The sequence below is a fragment of the Pseudoalteromonas sp. T1lg122 genome (assembly GCF_002964825.1).
Classification (GTDB): domain Bacteria; phylum Pseudomonadota; class Gammaproteobacteria; order Enterobacterales; family Alteromonadaceae; genus Pseudoalteromonas; species Pseudoalteromonas gelatinilytica.
In genome coordinates, this window is the sequence record NZ_PQCG01000033.1 from 371,001 (window position 1) to 387,613 (window position 16,613).

Genomic DNA, 16,613 nt, shown 5'->3' on the forward strand with positions numbered 1-16,613 from the left:
GTTAAGGTTCAAGGGTAGATTAGTTACAAGAAATAAGTATGCTGAATGCCGACAAAAATGTACTCAAATACGACATTTCAATAATAAACAACGAGTTATACATAATGGCATTGATATTCTTTCGCCGTCATACCATATTTTGCTTTGAAAAATTTAGAGAAATAGGAACGTGAAGAAAAGCCCACATCGTCTATTACTAAGCTTATTTGTCGCCCTTGCCTTAGTAATTCAGCAGCTTTACTCAGTCGATAATTACGTAAATACTCACTGGGTGTGATGTTGAGTAACACTTTTAACTTACGTTGTAATTGACGCTCACTAAGCGCTAACTCTTTCGCACAATTCATCATAGAGAAGCCTTGTTGCTGGTAATGCTCGGCAACATACCGTTCAAGGTTTTCAAGTAACTGTTTGTCACGAGGATCAACCGCGATTGATTGCTCATCCTCCACATGTTCTGGTACAGCCAAAATTTGCTGCTGAGAGTATAAGTTGACCCACTGTATCCAATTCTCAACTTTTAAAAATAGCTCTTCTCTATCAAATGGTTTGGTGATCACATCTAATGCATGCTGTTGCAAACTACTTACTCTGGTCTCATAGTCGCCCTTAGCGGTCAAAATAATCACTGGAATGTGGCATGTAACAGGCGAATTATGTAATGAATCTAACACAGTAAAGCCGTCGACCTTTGGCATCATTAAATCAGTAATAATTAAATCTGGTACTTGGCTCAGCGCTATTTGTAAACCGGCTTGACCATCTTCAGCTAATAATACTTGATAACGGTGTTGCAGCTCGGTTTTCAGGTAATGGCGCAACTCGTCATTATCTTCAATAATTAGTACACTCGCTTTGTCATGACTCACTTTTGACTTTAGACTTGTGTTATCGACAGGAACTTGATCTGCAAATTGTGCAGTTTTAAAGGCGAGTTTAAAACTGGTTCCTTCTCCTAAACGGCTTGCCAGCATAATAGTGCCTTTGTATTTATCGACCAAACGTTTAACGATAGCTAAACCAACGCCACTGCCTTCTACATTTGCATGACTACTTACTCTGTAGAATGTATCAAACACCTTGTCTTTTTCAGCGTCTGCGATGCCTTTGCCTGTGTCTGTTACTTCTATGTTGGCAAGCTCACCTGATGCGCTTACGGTTAAGCTGACTTGACCTTGTTGAGTATATTTAAAGGCATTACTTAATAGGTTGGTAAGAATCGTGATCACTCCTTCTCGGGTACTTTCAATAAATACAGCCTCTTCAATATCAACCTGAAAGTCGATGGACTTTTCACCTAACACAGCAAACTGCCCCGCGACCTCTCTGGCTATTGCCGATAATGACACTACTTTAATAATCTCTTCATGGCGCTCATCATAGCGAGTCAAGGTTAATAGCTTATCGACCAAGTTTTCTAAGCGCCGGCTATTACGCAATACCAAGTTCAATTGCTCACGCTTTTCAGTATTTCGTTCATCTGCGATTAGCTTTTGCAACGGCGCAATCAACAAACTCAAAGGAGTGCGTAATTCATGAGATGCATGAGTGAAAAAACGCACTTTATTTTCGAGTGAGTCACTCAGAGCATCAGCTTGCTGTTCGATTAGCATTTTTTGCTCTGCGATTTCGTCAGTGCGTTCGGTGACGATTTGCTCCAGATAATATTTTTGTTTGCGTATCCGACGAGTCCAAAGCACTGTGAATAACCACACCGTCGCCAACATCAGCATAACTGTTAACAGATAAAACTCACTTGTTTGCCACCAAGGAGCAAGAACGGTTATGTTTAACAGTAATGGGGTAAGTGCATTAGCACCATTTTCACTACTGGCATTTACAATCAACTGATATTCACCTGCAGGAAGGTTAGTGTAGTCAACAGCCAAATTCGGGCCAGTTACCTTGCGCCATTGCTGCTCAAAGCCAGCTAACTGATAAGAATACTGATTAGTTTGCGGCTCAGAGTAGTGCAGATAACTTACCTGGAAATGAACCCGTTTTATGCCCGCAGGAATAGTCACTGTACGGCTTTTTTCTATTTGATATAAACTGCCTAAACGACCTTCACCTTGATTTACCACATTCTCATCATCAAATTGCAAACTAGTAAGTGCCAATTGCCCGCCAATAGTATTAACTTCAAGGTCAGCAGGATTAATCACACTAACCCCTTGTGTGCCACCAAACATCAAGCGGCCATCACGGGTTTTTAAATAAGCACCGGCATTAAATTCATTACCTTGTAAGCCATGGCGAGCTTTATAGTTTTTAATGCTCATGGTTGCAGGATCTATTTTAGCGAGACCGTTATTAGTACTTAGCCAGACCCAATCTTCGTTGTCTTTTAACAACGCATAAACGACTTGATTAGGAAGGCCTTGAGCGACATTAAACTGATGAACTTGCTGGTTGCTCAAATCAATAATATTTAAGCCGTTCGACGTTGCGAGCCACATTTGCTGGTCAATTTCTAAAAATGCACGCACTGTATTATCAGATAAAGCCAGGTCCCCTTTACGATAATTAGTGAGGGTATCGGTTGCAGCATTGTAATGATAAGCCCCATCACCATCTGTACCTATCCACAGATCTGCTTGCGAGGTTTTATATAAACTCGTCACCCGCGCCGTTGGAATTACCAGTTGTGTACTAGCTACAGGCTGTGCAAAACTAATAAATTTGCCGCGCTTCCTATCAAAACAAAACAGTCCTCCTCCATTCGTGCCGACCCAAACATTATTTTTCTCATCAACTAAAAGGGCATATATACTGTTTTCAGTTAAGCCATGCTCACCTTCATCTGCTCGAAAGTGACTGATGCTGCCATCGGTATGCAAAACATCAATCCCTTGCTGCCAGCTGCCAATCCATATATCGCCATTACGATCTTCGGCGATGGCTTTAATTGCATTACTGCTTATTGAGTACGGTGAACTTTCGGTGGTTATGCGATCTAAACGATTTAATTGCTGATCAAGAATATCGATACCGCCACCCCAGCTGCCATACCAAATACGTTGCTTTGAGTCTTCAAATAACGCCCACGCATCGTTACTTGAAAGTGGCGTTGGCTTTTTTAACTTACTAAATTGTAATGATGCGGGGTCGAGCTTACTGATCCCATGTGCAGTACCAAACCACATGATGTCACTACTGTCTCGATAGATACTATATACCCGGTCATGGGCAAGACTATATTTATCAAACGGGTCATGCGCTAAAACGGTGAAACTTGCATCAATGGGGTTGTAAACATTAATTCCGCCGCCTCGCGTTGCTAGCCAAACTCGGCCCTGGCTATCAAACTCAATATCACGAATTTCATTGCTACTAAGCCCAGAATTATCATCATTAGAAGTTAACCACTGCGTTATTGTTTTGGTACTAAGCTCAATCTTATATAAACCGCCGCCCTGACTTGCCAACCAAATACTGCCATCGGCGGCCTGTTTGATTGCAAAGATACTGGCATGAATATTTACTGGCTCAGCAAAGCCAGAAAAAACAGTATTAATTTGTTGTTTATTAATAAGATCATAATGAAGTAGCCCAGCTCCATGCGTTCCTATCCAAAGTATGTCAGCGATTTTTGATAGCGCATAAATAGGCTTTTTTAACCCTGTTATTAAGGTTTCAAGTTGCTCTGTTCGCTTATCGTAACGAAACAGGCTGCCGTCGTAAGTGCCAATATAAACTTGCTGTTGCGCCACCAATAAACTGGTAATGCGGTGCTCTTTTAAAAGCGGCTCAGAAAATTGATAATTATGTAATGCGAGTTGGTTTACGCCACTATTTCGAGTACCTATAAACAGCTGTGATTCGCTATCAAGTGCCAACGGATAGATATAGTTATTCGCTAGGCTATTTGTCTCATCAGATGCTGTGAATACAGTAAATTCATTACCATCAAAACGATTTAAGCCTGCCTGTGTTGAAAACCACATAAAACCTTGCTGGTCTTGCACAATATCAAATACAACACTTTGCGATAGACCATCATCAATATCGTAGTTTTGAAATGCAGACCAAGCTGAAGGCAAAAACAGAACTGCTAAGAGCACTATAAAAAAACGGATCATCCCTAAATCTACACATTTATTATTAGTTATTAATCAAGCGTAGTTCAGTTCAGCTAACATTCATAATCATTTCCCAATTTAGGGATGAATAACTAGGAAAGATATCAAGGAGTTGGATTTAGATGTGAGTTAGCGAGTTAGCGAGTTAGCGAGTTAGCGAGTTAGCGGGGTAAAGGTGCTAGGTGCTAGGTTCTAGGTGCTAGGTGCTAGGTGCTAGGTTCTAGGTGCTAGGTTCTAGGTCAAGCCTATCGCTCTGATCAACTGACGTCTGACGGCTGAAAGCTGATAGCTCTGTTTATGTTGGGTTTCGCTGCGCTCAAACCAACCTACCCGTAGAATTAACGGGTGAATTTTGAGAGCGAACCGACGACCTTCGGGCTCTGAGCCTGAATTCCAGACATAAAAAAACACGCTTTCGCGTGTCTATTATATAATTTCAGTTGGTTGCGGGAGCCGGATTTGAACCGACGACCTTCGGGTTATGAGCCCGACGAGCTACCAGGCTGCTCCATCCCGCGCCTGAAATTATTAAGTTTATTTTACTTCTCACTTAATTTAAGAAGTTGGTTGCGGGAGCCGGATTTGAACCGACGACCTTCGGGTTATGAGCCCGACGAGCTACCAGGCTGCTCCATCCCGCGCCTGTATGTTTAGAGTCCCAGAAGCCGGATTTAAACCGACGACCTTCGACTTCAGGTATTAGCGAGTCCGACGAATGATTTATCATTCTGCTCCATCCCGCGCCTGTAATCTCTTAGTAACATGAGCATGTTAACGACGCCCTGTTTCAAAGAGAGCGCTATCATATAGCAATAAGATTAGAAATCAAGGGTTATAGTGATAAATTTAACTCAAACGAACAAAAAGCACACAAAACAAAGCTAAAATGCACGCTGATGAGGACTAATCATTTTTTGCCATTCCCAATCCGGGTGACCCATCACAATAAAATCAGGATTTTCAGTGCTTTCTCGTTGATTGTAAGTTAACGGGTTAAATTCAGCATCTGTAATGCAACCACCGGCTTCTTCTACAATCACTTGTGACGCGCCGGTATCCCACTCACCTGTTGGCCCGATACGTAAAAAGCAATCCGCTTTACCTTCAGCGATAATACACGCTTTTAATGAACATGAGCCTAATGCCACTGTCGCAAACTGAGTATTTAGATACTGGCTGACCGCTTCAATTTTTTGTCTGCGGCTTACAGCTAAGGTTAAATTATCGGGTGTTGCTACCGAAATTTGCTGATCTTGGCCATTTTCACGTTTAAACGCGCCATTTTGATAACTTGCAAAATAAGTCACTTGTTTCGCTGGCCAATGAATAACACCCAGCACTGGGCGATTATTTTCAACTAATGCGATATTAACTGCAAAATCACCGCTTTCCAGAATAAACTCCCCAGTACCATCCATAGGATCAAGCAGCCAATAACGGTGCCAATCTTTTCTGTCTGCCAGCGCTGGAATGGGTGTTTCTTCTGACATAATTGGAATATCAGGGGCTAGGGTCTTCAAACCTGCCATTAATACGTCATTTGATGCTAAGTCAGCCTTGGTGACCGGAGTATGATCTGACTTTTGCTCAGCACCAATATCATCCTGCTGATAAATGGCCATAATGGCATCGCCTGCTTGCTCAGCTAACCGAATACACGGTTCTAAAAAATCATTCATTGCCCGCTCCCGACTCTAAGTACTTTGTTAATAATAGCAAAGCTGCGACACTTCGTGCTTCAGTAAAGTCTTCTTGTTGCAATAATGATTGCCAATCAGTTATTGGCCATTTAACAACGACAAGCGGTTCAGGCTCATCACCAGGTAAGGTTTCAGTGTAGAGATCTTCAGCATACAAAATATGCATAGTGGCATTAAAGTAACTTGGCGCCATGCTAACTTTTTTAAGTTCAGCGAAATGTTTAGCACCAAAGCCAACTTCTTCTTTCAGCTCACGGTCTGCAGCTTGCTGAGGTGTTTCGCCTGGGTCAATTAAGCCCTTAGGAAAGCCCAACTGATAATCATTGGTACCTGCACAATATTCTCGCACTAATAACAGTTCGTTATCGGCCGTTACTGGCACGATCATAACAGCCCCCCTACCACCGCCACGAATTCTTTCGTATTGCCTTTGCTCATCATTTGAGAACTTCAATTCGAGCGATTCAACAGTAAATAGTCGACTTTTAGCGACAACTTCATTAGACAAAATTTGCGGTGGTGTAGGATGCTTTTTCTGTGTCATTGGCATTAATTTGCTATCATGGCAGTTATGCTCATCATAAATCTTTTAAAGTGAATTGCCTATGTTAAATTGGTCAAAAATCGATACTGTGTTGTTAGATATGGATGGCACCTTACTCGATTTGCATTTTGATAATTATTTCTGGCTTACTGTTATTCCCGAGCAATATGCACGTAAACATAAAATCAGTTTAGACGCAGCAAAAGCTGACATTTTGCACCGTTATCAACAAGTTCACGGACAAATTAATTGGTACTGTTTAGATTATTGGCAACAGCAACTTGATTTACCAATTATGGCGCTAAAACGTGAGATTCAACATTTAATCAGAATTCGTGAAGATGTTCCGCCTTTCTTAACTGAACTGAGAAAAGCAGGCAAGCAATTGATCATGCTTACTAACGCGCACCCAGATTGTGCCATGTTAAAGTTTGAACATACTGCTATCGATAATTACTTAGACGGGGTGATCTCAACTCACCAATATGGCGTGAGTAAAGAGCATCAACCATTATGGCAACAAGTCCACCAAGAATGGCAGTTTGATAAGGAACGGACTTTATTTGTGGACGACAGCCCTGCCGTACTAGATGCGGCAAAAGAGTTTGGTATCGGCCATATACTTGCGGTTGCCAACCCTGATAGTCAGCAACCGCATAAGCAATTTGATGGCTTTTTATCGACCATCGATTTTCGCGAGTTTATCCCCGTTAAATAATTACTTCGGGTAACGCTGCTCTAAGCCTTGGTATACAAGTTTTGCAAAATCTGCATGCTCTGTATCGAGGCTTTTTACCACTTCAACTAAGTGCTCGTTATCTTCTTGGCCATTCCACACTTTGATATAACTACCGTCTTTGTAGCCATGATCTTGGCGGAAGAAGTTCAAGGTATTTTTACCAACGTAGCCACGGTATAAATCATCGATATCCATACCAATTTGCGCCATACAACCTGCAAATGCAGCGGCATTAAAACTCTTTTCAGCAACAGCTGATGCGGCTAATAATTCGAGTGTTTGTTTAAAATCATCGGCTTGAACTGGTGCACTTAACTCAGCTTCAAGTTGCGCAGCCAACTGCTCATAGCTGGTTTCACCATCAATACGTAAAGATAAACCAAAATGGAAAATATCAACTAACTCTAAAATAACTTGTTCTGTATCTGGGGTTTGTTTTTTCCACCACTTCCAACCGTAGTGATCAAGCATTTCAGCACACTCAACCCAAATTGCACGATACCATTCAAAACCTTGGCTAAACCATTGCTCATGAACTTTGGTATTCATCGCATTTTGCATTTCGAGCATAACAACGAGTTTTTGTAAATTAGCAGACATTCTTTATCCCAACTTGCATTTTTTATTTGCCTATATACTACAGTTAAATTTGAGTTTGATGTAGGTAAAGATGAAATAAATCCCGCAACAATCAGGTCATCTTTGCAGTTGATAAAAATAACCGAGGAAGCCCATGTTTAAATCCCTATTCATTAGTGTACTGTTTGTACTATCAAGCCACGTTATCGCTGCAACTGCGACCAATATTGCCGAGTCAGCAGAGCAAGTTAGTCCGTTATTACCTGGCTTAACGGTGCCAAATGTTGAATTGAAAGACCAATACGGTAAAACCGTCTCGCTCGCTGAGCGCTTTAAAGAGAAAACCACTGTGCTGATTGTTTATCGTGGTGGCTGGTGTCCATATTGTTCAAAGCAATTGGCCAGCGTGCAAAAAATTGAGAAAGAATTAGCAAATTTAAACGCGCAATTAATTGCCGTTTCACCAGATAGCCCTGAAAAACTCGCTGAAACAAAAATTACAGCTCCTAGCTATCAATTGCTTTCTGACGACAGCCTCACTTTGGCGCAAACGTTAGGTCTAGCGTTTTACTTAGATGACAAAACAGCAAAGATTTACCGCAATAAGCTTGGGGTTAACTTTGTCTCGTTAGAGGGTGAAGCGAAAGTAGCACTGCCAGTACCCGCAGTATTCGTGATAGATACAAATGGGTTAGTTCATTTTCAATACGCCAACCCAAATTACAAAGTCCGCTTAACAGAAGATTTATTACTAGCCGCTGTTAAATCAGTGAGCGAGCAATAATTTAGTAATCGATAAGCAGACCATGCGTCTGCTTATCGGCCTTGTGTAAATTCTTGCCAAGATTCAATTAAATCAACAAAGTCTTCAAAACCACAGCCACTGCACAGGCCTTCTTCTTCAAGCATTAAATCATCATCTTGGTAGGCAACTAAGTCTTCGTTGTCTTGATGTAATGCATGAGCTTCGAATAGCGCTTCGTCTTTACTTAAGATCAAATCAATTTCTTGACCCTGTAAGGTTAAAGGCTCATGACTGCTCTTAACCGCAGAGATCAACGCTTGCACCATCGCGATTTTTTCTTTGCCGACTTCTTCATTTAGCCAACGGCCAATAACTGCATGCTCAGAGGAGATTTTAATGCGTAAACCGCTAATAGGATCGCGGATAAATTGATATTCCATGGAGGGTACTCATAATACGTTATCTGCTAATTATACCGTTTGCAGCTAAACGTGGCGAGTTTTGTAGCTTTAAAGCAGCACGAGCGCCAACGTGGCGCTCGTGTTTATGCTATTTAAAATAGCTAGACTCGCGATTTGAAACGCGCAGCATCAATAATCGCCCATAGGTATACGATTGGTACTAACACAAAACCTACTAAAGCGTAGACAAGGGCATAGCTGATAATAATGGCTATAGCAAAAAAGATAGCTGCCATAATTCGGCCTTGTACCAATTGCCCTAAGCCTGGAAAAAAGATATTACATATTGCTGCGATTACATTACCGCCAGAACCTTGCTCTGCCATACTAACCTCTGTAGTTTTTAATGATTATACTTTTAGTAAACACACTTTATGCCAACTTATTATGGCTTACAAATCAAAGTGTTAAAAAGTAGCGTTATTTTGATTTTAGTTTTTTTTGCTAAAAATCGGTCAAATTCACAATTTTTATATCGCAATTTTAATGACTTGCCAAATAGCTGTTTATAAAAACAGTATTTTATTTAGCCTTGAATAAACACCTGTTATACTCCACCCATTATAGATTGAAAAGGCGTAACGATGGACGTTTCTGAATTACTCGATGGCTTAAATGACAAACAACGGGATGCAGTCGCAGCCCCATTGCAAAATATGCTAGTACTTGCAGGTGCAGGTTCTGGTAAAACTCGAGTACTTGTTCATCGCATCGCATGGCTCATGCAAGTTGAGCAAGCTTCTGCATACAGCATCTTTGCGGTAACCTTTACTAACAAAGCCGCGAAAGAAATGCGCACTCGTGTAGAAGAAACTTTAAAAGCACCGGTTGGTGGTATGTGGATTGGTACCTTCCACGGCTTATCTCATCGTATTCTGCGCGCCCATCACCGTGAAGCGAACTTGCCTGAAAGCTTTCAAATTTTAGATTCTGACGATCAACAACGTATGATCAAACGCTTACTTAAAGCGATGAACATCGATGATAAAAAGTGGCCAGCAAAACAATTTGGTTGGTATATCAGCGCGAAAAAAGATGAAGGTCTGCGACCTAAAGACATTCAAGCCTACGATATTAATGAGCAAATGATGCTGAAAGTCTATGCTGCATATCAAGAGGCTTGTGACCGTGCAGGTTTAGTCGACTTTGCAGAAATACTGCTGCGCTGCTACGAAGTACTTAAAAACCACCCAACACTTTTACGTCACTATCAACAGCGTTTTGCCCACATGCTGGTAGACGAGTTCCAGGATACCAATACAATCCAGTACGCTTGGTTAAAATTACTCGCAGGTAACACCAACAGTATTATGATCGTAGGTGATGATGACCAAAGTATCTATGGCTGGCGTGGCGCAAAAATTGAGAATATCAAACGCTTCTTAACTGACTTCGAAGCCGAAACTATTCGCCTTGAACAAAATTACCGTTCAACGGCAACAATCTTAAAAGCATCAAATGCGCTGATCAAAAACAATGCTGAACGCATGGGCAAAAGCCTTTGGACAGACGGCAATGATGGTGAGCCTATTTCTGTTTACGCTGCGTTTAATGAATTAGACGAAGCGCGCTTTGTCAGCAGCAAACTACGTAGCTGGCTAAATGCAGGTAATGCATTACAAGATGCCGCGATTTTATACCGTAACAATGCGCAATCTCGTGTACTCGAGGAAGCGATGCTACAAGAAGGTTTAAAATATCGTATTTACGGCGGTATGCGCTTCTTCGAGCGCCAAGAGATCAAAGATGCTCTTTCGTATTTACGTTTAGTGGGTAACCGTCAAGATGATGCTGCTTTCGAGCGCGTTATTAACACCCCTGCTCGCGGCATTGGTGATAAAACACTAAGCCACATTCGTGATTGTGCGCGCAATGAGTCATTGCCACTTTGGTATGCCGCAAAAGCTATTATCGAGCAGCAGCACTTATCTGGTCGTGCAGCGAGTGCCGTCACTAAATTCTTAGAGCTTGTTGAGCATATCGAAGATAAGATCAGCAATCTCACCTTAGAAGAGCAAGCGAAATACGCCATTCAAAGCTCGGGGTTAATGGCAATGTATCAAGCTGAAAAAGGTGAAAAAGGCCGTGCCCGCGTAGAAAACTTAGAAGAGCTAATTAGTGCTTGTGGTCAATATGAACTCCCAGAAGATGAAGAGTTCAGCTCACCACTACAGGGCTTTTTGGCTTATACCTCATTAGAGTCTGGCGAAGGTCAAGCTGACGAGCACGAAGACGCGGTGCAAATGATGACTCTGCACTCAGCAAAAGGCCTAGAATTCCCACTGGTATTTATGGTTGGTGTTGAAGAGGGCATGTTCCCATCACAACAAAGTAATGAAGAGTCTGGTCGTTTAGAAGAAGAACGCCGCCTCTGCTATGTTGGTATGACTCGCGCGATGGAAAAACTATATATTAGCCATGCAGAAAGCCGCCGCTTATACGGACAAGAAAAATACCATAGCCCATCACGCTTTTTACGCGAAATGCCTGAAGACTGTATCGAAGAAATTCGTATTAAAACACAGGTTTCAAGACCACCTGCGGCAGGTCGTTTTAGTCCCTCAGTAACACATGCAGCATTTGAAGATAGCGGCTTTAACTTAGGACAACGCGTATTACACGCTAAGTTCGGTGCAGGAACCGTACTCAATTACGAAGGTAGCGGCGCACAGTCACGTATTCAAGTGAACTTTGATGACCTAGGTAGCAAATGGCTTGTAACACAGTATGCAAGACTTCAAGCCTTATAATGAGTATTTAACAGCACTGTGTAATGAGCTGGTGATTGCAAAGCATCGCCAGCTTGTCATTGTGCAAGGCAGCGAAACTTGGTGCTATCAGTTTGCAAACCAATTAGCGCTTAAAAACACCTATGTTTTCAGTAGCAACTCATTATTAGCAAATAGTGAGTTTCCAAAACATGCTCACCAAATTCTTGGTCAAGAGTTTCATCACGCAATTTTTGATGGTTTTAGCGGTTTATATGCCGATAAACTCGCAGCGCTTGCAGGTACCGTAAAAGCAGGTGGTGTACTGATACTGTTGCTGCCCGATGACCGCAAGTGGCAAGACCCAGCACTCACAAGTATCAACTCTTATGGCGAAGAGATTAAACACAGCTTTTTTAATCAGCGCTTTTTCGCCAAGCTAAAATTGCAGCCACATTATTTTACTGAGCACTCGCTTCCTACTTACCAATCAGTATCGTCAGCAACTGCTGAGATAAATTATCAGCAACAACAAGCATGTGTTGAGCAAATTATTAAAACCGCGACAGGGCGAGCGAATCGTCCTTTAGTGATCAGTGCAGACCGAGGTCGTGGTAAATCAGCTGCTTTAGGGCTTGCAGCAGCATGTCTTCAAGATAAAAAAATCCTTATTTGTGCCACCCAAGCCAAAGCCGTACAAACAAGCTTTAAGCATTTAGCCGCTGAGCTTGGTGTTAGCAAAGAGCAAAACTGTAAGCAGCTAGCTAACCTTAGCTATATTGCGCCAGATACACTGCTAAACGAAAAACCTGATTGCGATCTGTTATTTGTCGACGAAGCAGCAGCGATTCCGGTTCCTATGCTATTGCAGATCCTAAAAAGTTATCCACGGATCGTATTTGCCAGCACTATGGTTGGTTATGAAGGAAATGGGCGTGGTTACACGTTACGTTTTTTACATTACTTACGTAGCCAATATAAATCGCTAAAGGCAGTTACTCTGGATGAACCTATTCGTTTTGCTAAACGTGACCCCCTCGAAAATAGCCTACGCGAACTATTACTACTCGATGCAAAGTACCTAGAAGCGCAAAGTGGTAATTCTTACCAATTTGAAAGCATAAGCAAAGAGCAACTCATTGATGATGAGCAGCTGCTTAGCCAAATTATGGCGCTATTGGCGTTAGCTCATTATCAAACTACGGTAAACGACTTACGCCAATTGCTTGATGCCCCAGAGTTACAACTATCGATCTGCAAACAAGAAAGTACATTAAAAGCCGTTTGCTTAATTGCTATTGAGGGTGGCTTAACACCAGAAATCGCAGAGCAGGTTATAAGAGGAAAGCGTCGGCCACATGGTCATTTAATGGCGCAAACTCTGACTCAATTGAGCCGAAATACAGAAGACTTGTGTAAACACTCAGCGAGAGTCGTGAGAATAGCTGTTGCACCTGAATGTCATCAACAAGGTATTGGCTCAGCCCTGTTAAACTACTGCGAAAGCCAATTAAATAATTGCAGTTATTTTGGTGCCAGCTTTGGCGCCAATGCAGCGTTAGTTAAGTTTTGGCAAAGTAATGGCTTTAATGTTGTTAAGCTTGGATTTAGTCATGACAAAGCAACGGCTGAACATGCTGCTTTAGTGATTAAAGCGTTAGATAAGCAAACTTCAGATAGCGCAGAACTCTTTATAGAGGAGTTTAAGCAAGACCTGTCTTTGCAACTCCTTGGTCACTTTAGCTCGCTTCCTTGGCAGCTTATTGCAGAGCTATTCAAAAGCTTACCAAAAAGTGACTATTCTCCTGCCTTAGATGCAAGAGCTGAGCGACTGTTAATTGGTGATATTAACCTCTTCCAAGTGCAGCCATTGCTATGGCAAATGATTTGGAGCACACCAATTAGTCTAAATTTATTAGATGAACATACAAAATTCATCCTTATTCGACTAGTATTACAGCAAACCTCTGTAAATAGCTTAATCGATGAAGCCGGTTTTACAGGTAAAAAAGACTTAGACTCACAGTTCAAAACCGCAGTGCAAGGTTGGTATGCTCACTATAAATCACTTCAAAATCACAGCCATTAAGTGTTTATGTATTTATACCTTGCTGCTATCTCAGATAGCTTTAGCTGAACACGCACAGCCTACCATTAAACTAGGCATGTCCACTGCACTCACAGGACCGGCAAAGCAAATAGGCGAACAACTGGCGCTTGGCAGTAATATTTACTTTAATAAAATCAACAAAGAAAACGGTATTAATGGGCAAAGTATCGATCTGATATTAGCTGATGATGGCTACGAGCCAAAAAATACCGTAGTGAATACCCGCGAGTTTTTATTTGATCGAAAGATCCATGCAATTTTTGGCTCTATGGGCACACCAACAGCTCATGCAATTAAACCTTTACTGGATAGGCACCGCATTCCTTTTCTAATGCCATTTACAGGTGCTGATTTTTTACATAACAGCTCAATGCCAAATGTATTTAATCTTCGAGCGAGCTACCAAGATGAAGCCATAGAGCAGATTAATTATTTCGTGAAAGAGCGTAAGCATGAAAAAATTGGCTTGATGATCCAAGCAGATGAGTTTGGCTATATGGTAGAAAACAACCTTGTTAATGCATTAAAAATACATGGTATTAAACCTGTAGAAGTCGCTCGGTTTAAGCGCAATAGTGATGATATTTCAAAAGCTTTAGCGCTTCTAAAAGAAAGTAAAGCAACCGCAATTTGTTTAGTCGGCACCTACGAGCCTCTCGCTGAATTCATTAATGCAGCAAACAAACAAAGCTTCAACCCAGATTATACTTCGGTGTCTTTCGTTTCGAGCCATGATTTATATCAGCGAGTTAAACAGCCCGCCAACATTATGGTCACTGAAGTGGTTCCCGACCCTAATAACTGTAAAAACCCTTGGTGTAAGCAGTTTATTGAAGATATCGAGCCTTATCACACGAGTGCAAATAGAATTATATTTGAAGGTTATTTGAATGCCGTTGCTTTGGTTAGCGCTGCCCAAAAATGCCCAACGCCACTAAACAATCAATGTCTGCTAACAGAGCTAAATCATCTCTTTACTGACACATCAGATTTCGCTGATCTATTTAACACTCACACTGCGGGAAATAACAAAAAAATCTACCGCTCATATTTTAAAAGTAATTAGGTTAAACTACGACTAAATTACAATAATGTTCTATGCTATAGAGACTTAACAAGGCTTTGAGGGAAATATGGATCTGATTAATTTTCGAGTTGGCCAAAAGACCATTTCACTAAAAATTCTCGATATTCTTCTAACTGAGCGTTACGAAGGAAATTTAACGTCGTTGCCAAATGAAAATAAAAGCTTCATTGGGGTTAAAGATTATATGGAAACCCCAACGCCTATCTTTGATTTAGGAATTGTATTAAACAATCACTCAACCAAAGAAACCAATAGCGAATTATCTGACCTTTTAGTCGAAAGAGAAAAAGACCATTTAGATTGGCTAGATGCCTTAGAAAATAGCCTAGTAACAGGTGCACCTTTTACAAAAGCCACAGATCCAGACAAATGCGCTTTTGGTCGCTGGTATAACAATTTTGAAACCGATAACGAAGATTTACAAAGTATCTTAGCCAAGTTTGATAAGCCACACCGTGAATTACATGCCATGGCCGGTGAATTATTAGAATTACAAAAGAGCCAACCTCACGACAAAGTAATCAGCTTATTTGCAGAGAAAAAGCGCCAAACATTCAACCAACTTATTAGACTGTTTGAATCGGCACGTGAGCAGATCATTCTTGATTATAAGCCTATCATCATCTTCACCACAAAAGATGGCGTAACACCTCATATAGGCCTTCTAGTCGACAAAGTAGAAGACAACATCAACGTGAAGAAAGAAGATATCAAACCATTAGACCAACTTACCTCTGTGGGTTTTGATGTTGATCCGCAAACTAAAAACATGATGCGCGGACTAATCAAAATGAAGCATAAACACAGCTTATTATTAGACCCAAGCGCCATTTTCCGCCCTGAGCACCTCATGCGCCACGAAGCAGAAGAAACCGAAGAGTATGGGCTTTTTTAGTCGCTAGTTAGCAAGTTTGAAAGGGTAAAGTTAGCGAGTTAGAAAGAGTAAAGTATTAAGTTCTGGCGTAGGTTGGGTAGAGCGAAGCGAAACCCAATACAGAGCTATCAGCCGTCAGCGATCAGCCGCGCGGTAGAGGTGTTTGGTGCTCCGTCTCCCTCTGGCTCTGTCTAGGCTCTAGGCTCTAGGCTCTAGGCAAAGTAAACTTGTAGGAATGGCTTTAGCCGTGAATGAGTTTTTTATGGTCTAGATTCGGCACTGAAGTGCCTCCTACGGGGGTTGTTGCTGAGGGTGACTCAGTTACATAACAACCCGGAAGATCAACTAACATCTATTATCTGACGTCTCTTGTCTATTTGGCACTGAAGTCCCCCTACGGAGTTTGTTGCTGAGGGTGACTCTGTACTAAACAAACCAACAGTTCAACTTTACCCTTGCTAACTAACAACTCGCTAACTATTTAGCCGTGAATGTATTTGTTATGGTCTGAATTCGGCACTGAAGTGCCTCCTACGGGGTTTGTTGCTGAGGGTGACTCTGTACTAAACAAACCAACAGTTCAACTTTACCCTTGCTAACTTACAACTCGCTAACTGACGTTGGGTTTCGCTTCGCTCTACCCAACCTACCTGGCGAATGAATAGGGCACGTTGATGGACAGCTACAAACGCAAAAAAGCCCGACTCTTTCGAATCGGGCTTTCTTTAATTTGGAGCCTGGCGATGTCCTACTTTCACATGGCAAATGCCACACTATCATCGGCGCTGTTTCGTTTCACTACTGAGTTCGGCATGGGTCCAGGTGGGTCCAAAACGCTATTGTCACCAAGCAAATTTGGTTTTAATTCGCTCTTTTGAGCAAATTAATAAATCTGGAAATCTGATATTTTCTTACAGCTTAAAGCTTATGGCTTACAGCTTCGTAAAATCTACTTTAGTAACTTAACTTCTGTCTGTTACGCTG

At 41.6% G+C, this 16,613-nt stretch carries 12 protein-coding genes, 2 tRNA genes and 1 rRNA gene; 6 read left to right on the forward strand and 9 right to left on the reverse strand.

The features are described 5' to 3' along the window. Positions 1-95: 95 nt before the first annotated feature. The 5 genes from C2M33_RS18025 to nudE all read right to left on the reverse strand — a co-directional run bounded on the left by C2M33_RS18025 (position 96) and on the right by nudE (position 6,326). Complete coding sequence (locus C2M33_RS18025; protein WP_105175097.1) at positions 96-4,082, reverse strand: hybrid sensor histidine kinase/response regulator transcription factor; 3,987 nt, start codon at positions 4,080-4,082, stop codon at positions 96-98. Between the two features lie 441 nt (positions 4,083-4,523). Beyond that, positions 4,524-4,600: transfer RNA gene (locus tag C2M33_RS18030), tRNA-Met, on the reverse strand. A gap of 46 nt (positions 4,601-4,646) precedes the next feature. Further along, positions 4,647-4,723 (reverse strand) — tRNA-Met (locus C2M33_RS18035). 240 nt (positions 4,724-4,963) lie between these two features. Continuing rightward, the gene (gene cysQ / locus C2M33_RS18040; RefSeq protein WP_054563939.1) at positions 4,964-5,761 is read right to left on the reverse strand and encodes a 3'(2'),5'-bisphosphate nucleotidase CysQ; all 798 of its coding nucleotides are present in this window, start codon (positions 5,759-5,761) and stop codon (positions 4,964-4,966) included. Beyond that, positions 5,754-6,326: an ADP compounds hydrolase NudE gene (gene nudE / locus C2M33_RS18045; protein WP_171038326.1), complete on the reverse strand. Its 573-nt coding sequence runs from the start codon at positions 6,324-6,326 to the stop codon at positions 5,754-5,756. The genes cysQ and nudE overlap by 8 nt, the downstream gene beginning before the upstream one ends. Before the next feature lie 61 nt (positions 6,327-6,387). Between nudE and yrfG the strand changes: the two genes are divergently transcribed. Next, on the forward strand, positions 6,388-7,044 hold the full coding sequence (yrfG, locus tag C2M33_RS18050) for a GMP/IMP nucleotidase (protein ID WP_063701496.1): 657 nt from the start codon (positions 6,388-6,390) through the stop codon (positions 7,042-7,044). Here the strand turns inward: yrfG and C2M33_RS18055 are convergent, their stop codons facing one another. Then, on the reverse strand, positions 7,045-7,665 hold the full coding sequence (locus tag C2M33_RS18055) for a dUTP diphosphatase (RefSeq protein WP_055199370.1): 621 nt from the start codon (positions 7,663-7,665) through the stop codon (positions 7,045-7,047). Between the two features lie 133 nt (positions 7,666-7,798). On the opposite strand from C2M33_RS18055, the gene C2M33_RS18060 reads away from it, so the two are divergent. Then, positions 7,799-8,428, forward strand: a complete 630-nt coding sequence (locus tag C2M33_RS18060; protein WP_063701494.1) for a peroxiredoxin-like family protein — start codon at positions 7,799-7,801, stop codon at positions 8,426-8,428. 32 nt (positions 8,429-8,460) lie between these two features. Here C2M33_RS18060 and C2M33_RS18065 read toward each other — a convergent pair whose 3' ends face one another. Then, positions 8,461-8,829: a YacL family protein gene (locus tag C2M33_RS18065; RefSeq protein WP_063701492.1), complete on the reverse strand. Its 369-nt coding sequence runs from the start codon at positions 8,827-8,829 to the stop codon at positions 8,461-8,463. A gap of 122 nt (positions 8,830-8,951) precedes the next feature. Continuing rightward, positions 8,952-9,176, reverse strand: coding sequence for a hypothetical protein (locus C2M33_RS18070; protein ID WP_105175098.1), 225 nt, complete (start codon positions 9,174-9,176; stop codon positions 8,952-8,954). A gap of 258 nt (positions 9,177-9,434) precedes the next feature. On the opposite strand from C2M33_RS18070, the gene uvrD reads away from it, so the two are divergent. The 4 genes from uvrD to C2M33_RS18090 all read left to right on the forward strand — a co-directional run bounded on the left by uvrD (position 9,435) and on the right by C2M33_RS18090 (position 15,650). Beyond that, positions 9,435-11,600 carry a DNA helicase II gene (gene uvrD, locus C2M33_RS18075; RefSeq protein ID WP_105175099.1) on the forward strand — a complete coding sequence of 722 codons (2,166 nt, stop codon included), beginning with the start codon at positions 9,435-9,437 and terminating at the stop codon, positions 11,598-11,600. Beyond that, entirely contained in the window at positions 11,578-13,647 is a 2,070-nt protein-coding gene (locus tag C2M33_RS18080; protein ID WP_105175100.1) for a GNAT family N-acetyltransferase, read from the forward strand. The genes uvrD and C2M33_RS18080 overlap by 23 nt, the downstream gene beginning before the upstream one ends. Next, positions 13,610-14,734 (forward strand): ABC transporter substrate-binding protein, encoded by a 1,125-nt coding sequence (locus C2M33_RS18085; RefSeq protein ID WP_105175101.1) that lies wholly within the window; start codon positions 13,610-13,612, stop codon positions 14,732-14,734. The genes C2M33_RS18080 and C2M33_RS18085 overlap by 38 nt, the downstream gene beginning before the upstream one ends. Before the next feature lie 67 nt (positions 14,735-14,801). Then, complete coding sequence (locus tag C2M33_RS18090; RefSeq protein ID WP_063701484.1) at positions 14,802-15,650, forward strand: CZB domain-containing protein; 849 nt, start codon at positions 14,802-14,804, stop codon at positions 15,648-15,650. A gap of 714 nt (positions 15,651-16,364) precedes the next feature. Here the strand turns inward: C2M33_RS18090 and rrf are convergent. Next, positions 16,365-16,479 (reverse strand): 5S ribosomal RNA (gene rrf / locus C2M33_RS18095). Positions 16,480-16,613: the final 134 nt, after the last annotated feature.

Coding starts and splice junctions, on each gene's coding strand:
- uvrD (WP_105175099.1), top strand. CDS start 9,435: ATGGACGTTTCTGAATTACTCGATGGCTTAAATGACAAACAACGGGAT.
- cysQ (WP_054563939.1), bottom strand. CDS start 5,761: ATGAATGATTTTTTAGAACCGTGTATTCGGTTAGCTGAGCAAGCAGGC.
- C2M33_RS18055 (WP_055199370.1), bottom strand. CDS start 7,665: ATGTCTGCTAATTTACAAAAACTCGTTGTTATGCTCGAAATGCAAAAT.
- C2M33_RS18065 (WP_063701492.1), bottom strand. CDS start 8,829: ATGGAATATCAATTTATCCGCGATCCTATTAGCGGTTTACGCATTAAA.
- yrfG (WP_063701496.1), top strand. CDS start 6,388: ATGTTAAATTGGTCAAAAATCGATACTGTGTTGTTAGATATGGATGGC.
- C2M33_RS18060 (WP_063701494.1), top strand. CDS start 7,799: ATGTTTAAATCCCTATTCATTAGTGTACTGTTTGTACTATCAAGCCAC.
- nudE (WP_171038326.1), bottom strand. CDS start 6,326: ATGACACAGAAAAAGCATCCTACACCACCGCAAATTTTGTCTAATGAA.
- C2M33_RS18085 (WP_105175101.1), top strand. CDS start 13,610: ATGCTCACTATAAATCACTTCAAAATCACAGCCATTAAGTGTTTATGT.
- C2M33_RS18080 (WP_105175100.1), top strand. CDS start 11,578: ATGCAAGACTTCAAGCCTTATAATGAGTATTTAACAGCACTGTGTAAT.
- C2M33_RS18070 (WP_105175098.1), bottom strand. CDS start 9,176: ATGGCAGAGCAAGGTTCTGGCGGTAATGTAATCGCAGCAATATGTAAT.
- C2M33_RS18090 (WP_063701484.1), top strand. CDS start 14,802: ATGGATCTGATTAATTTTCGAGTTGGCCAAAAGACCATTTCACTAAAA.
- C2M33_RS18025 (WP_105175097.1), bottom strand. CDS start 4,082: ATGATCCGTTTTTTTATAGTGCTCTTAGCAGTTCTGTTTTTGCCTTCA.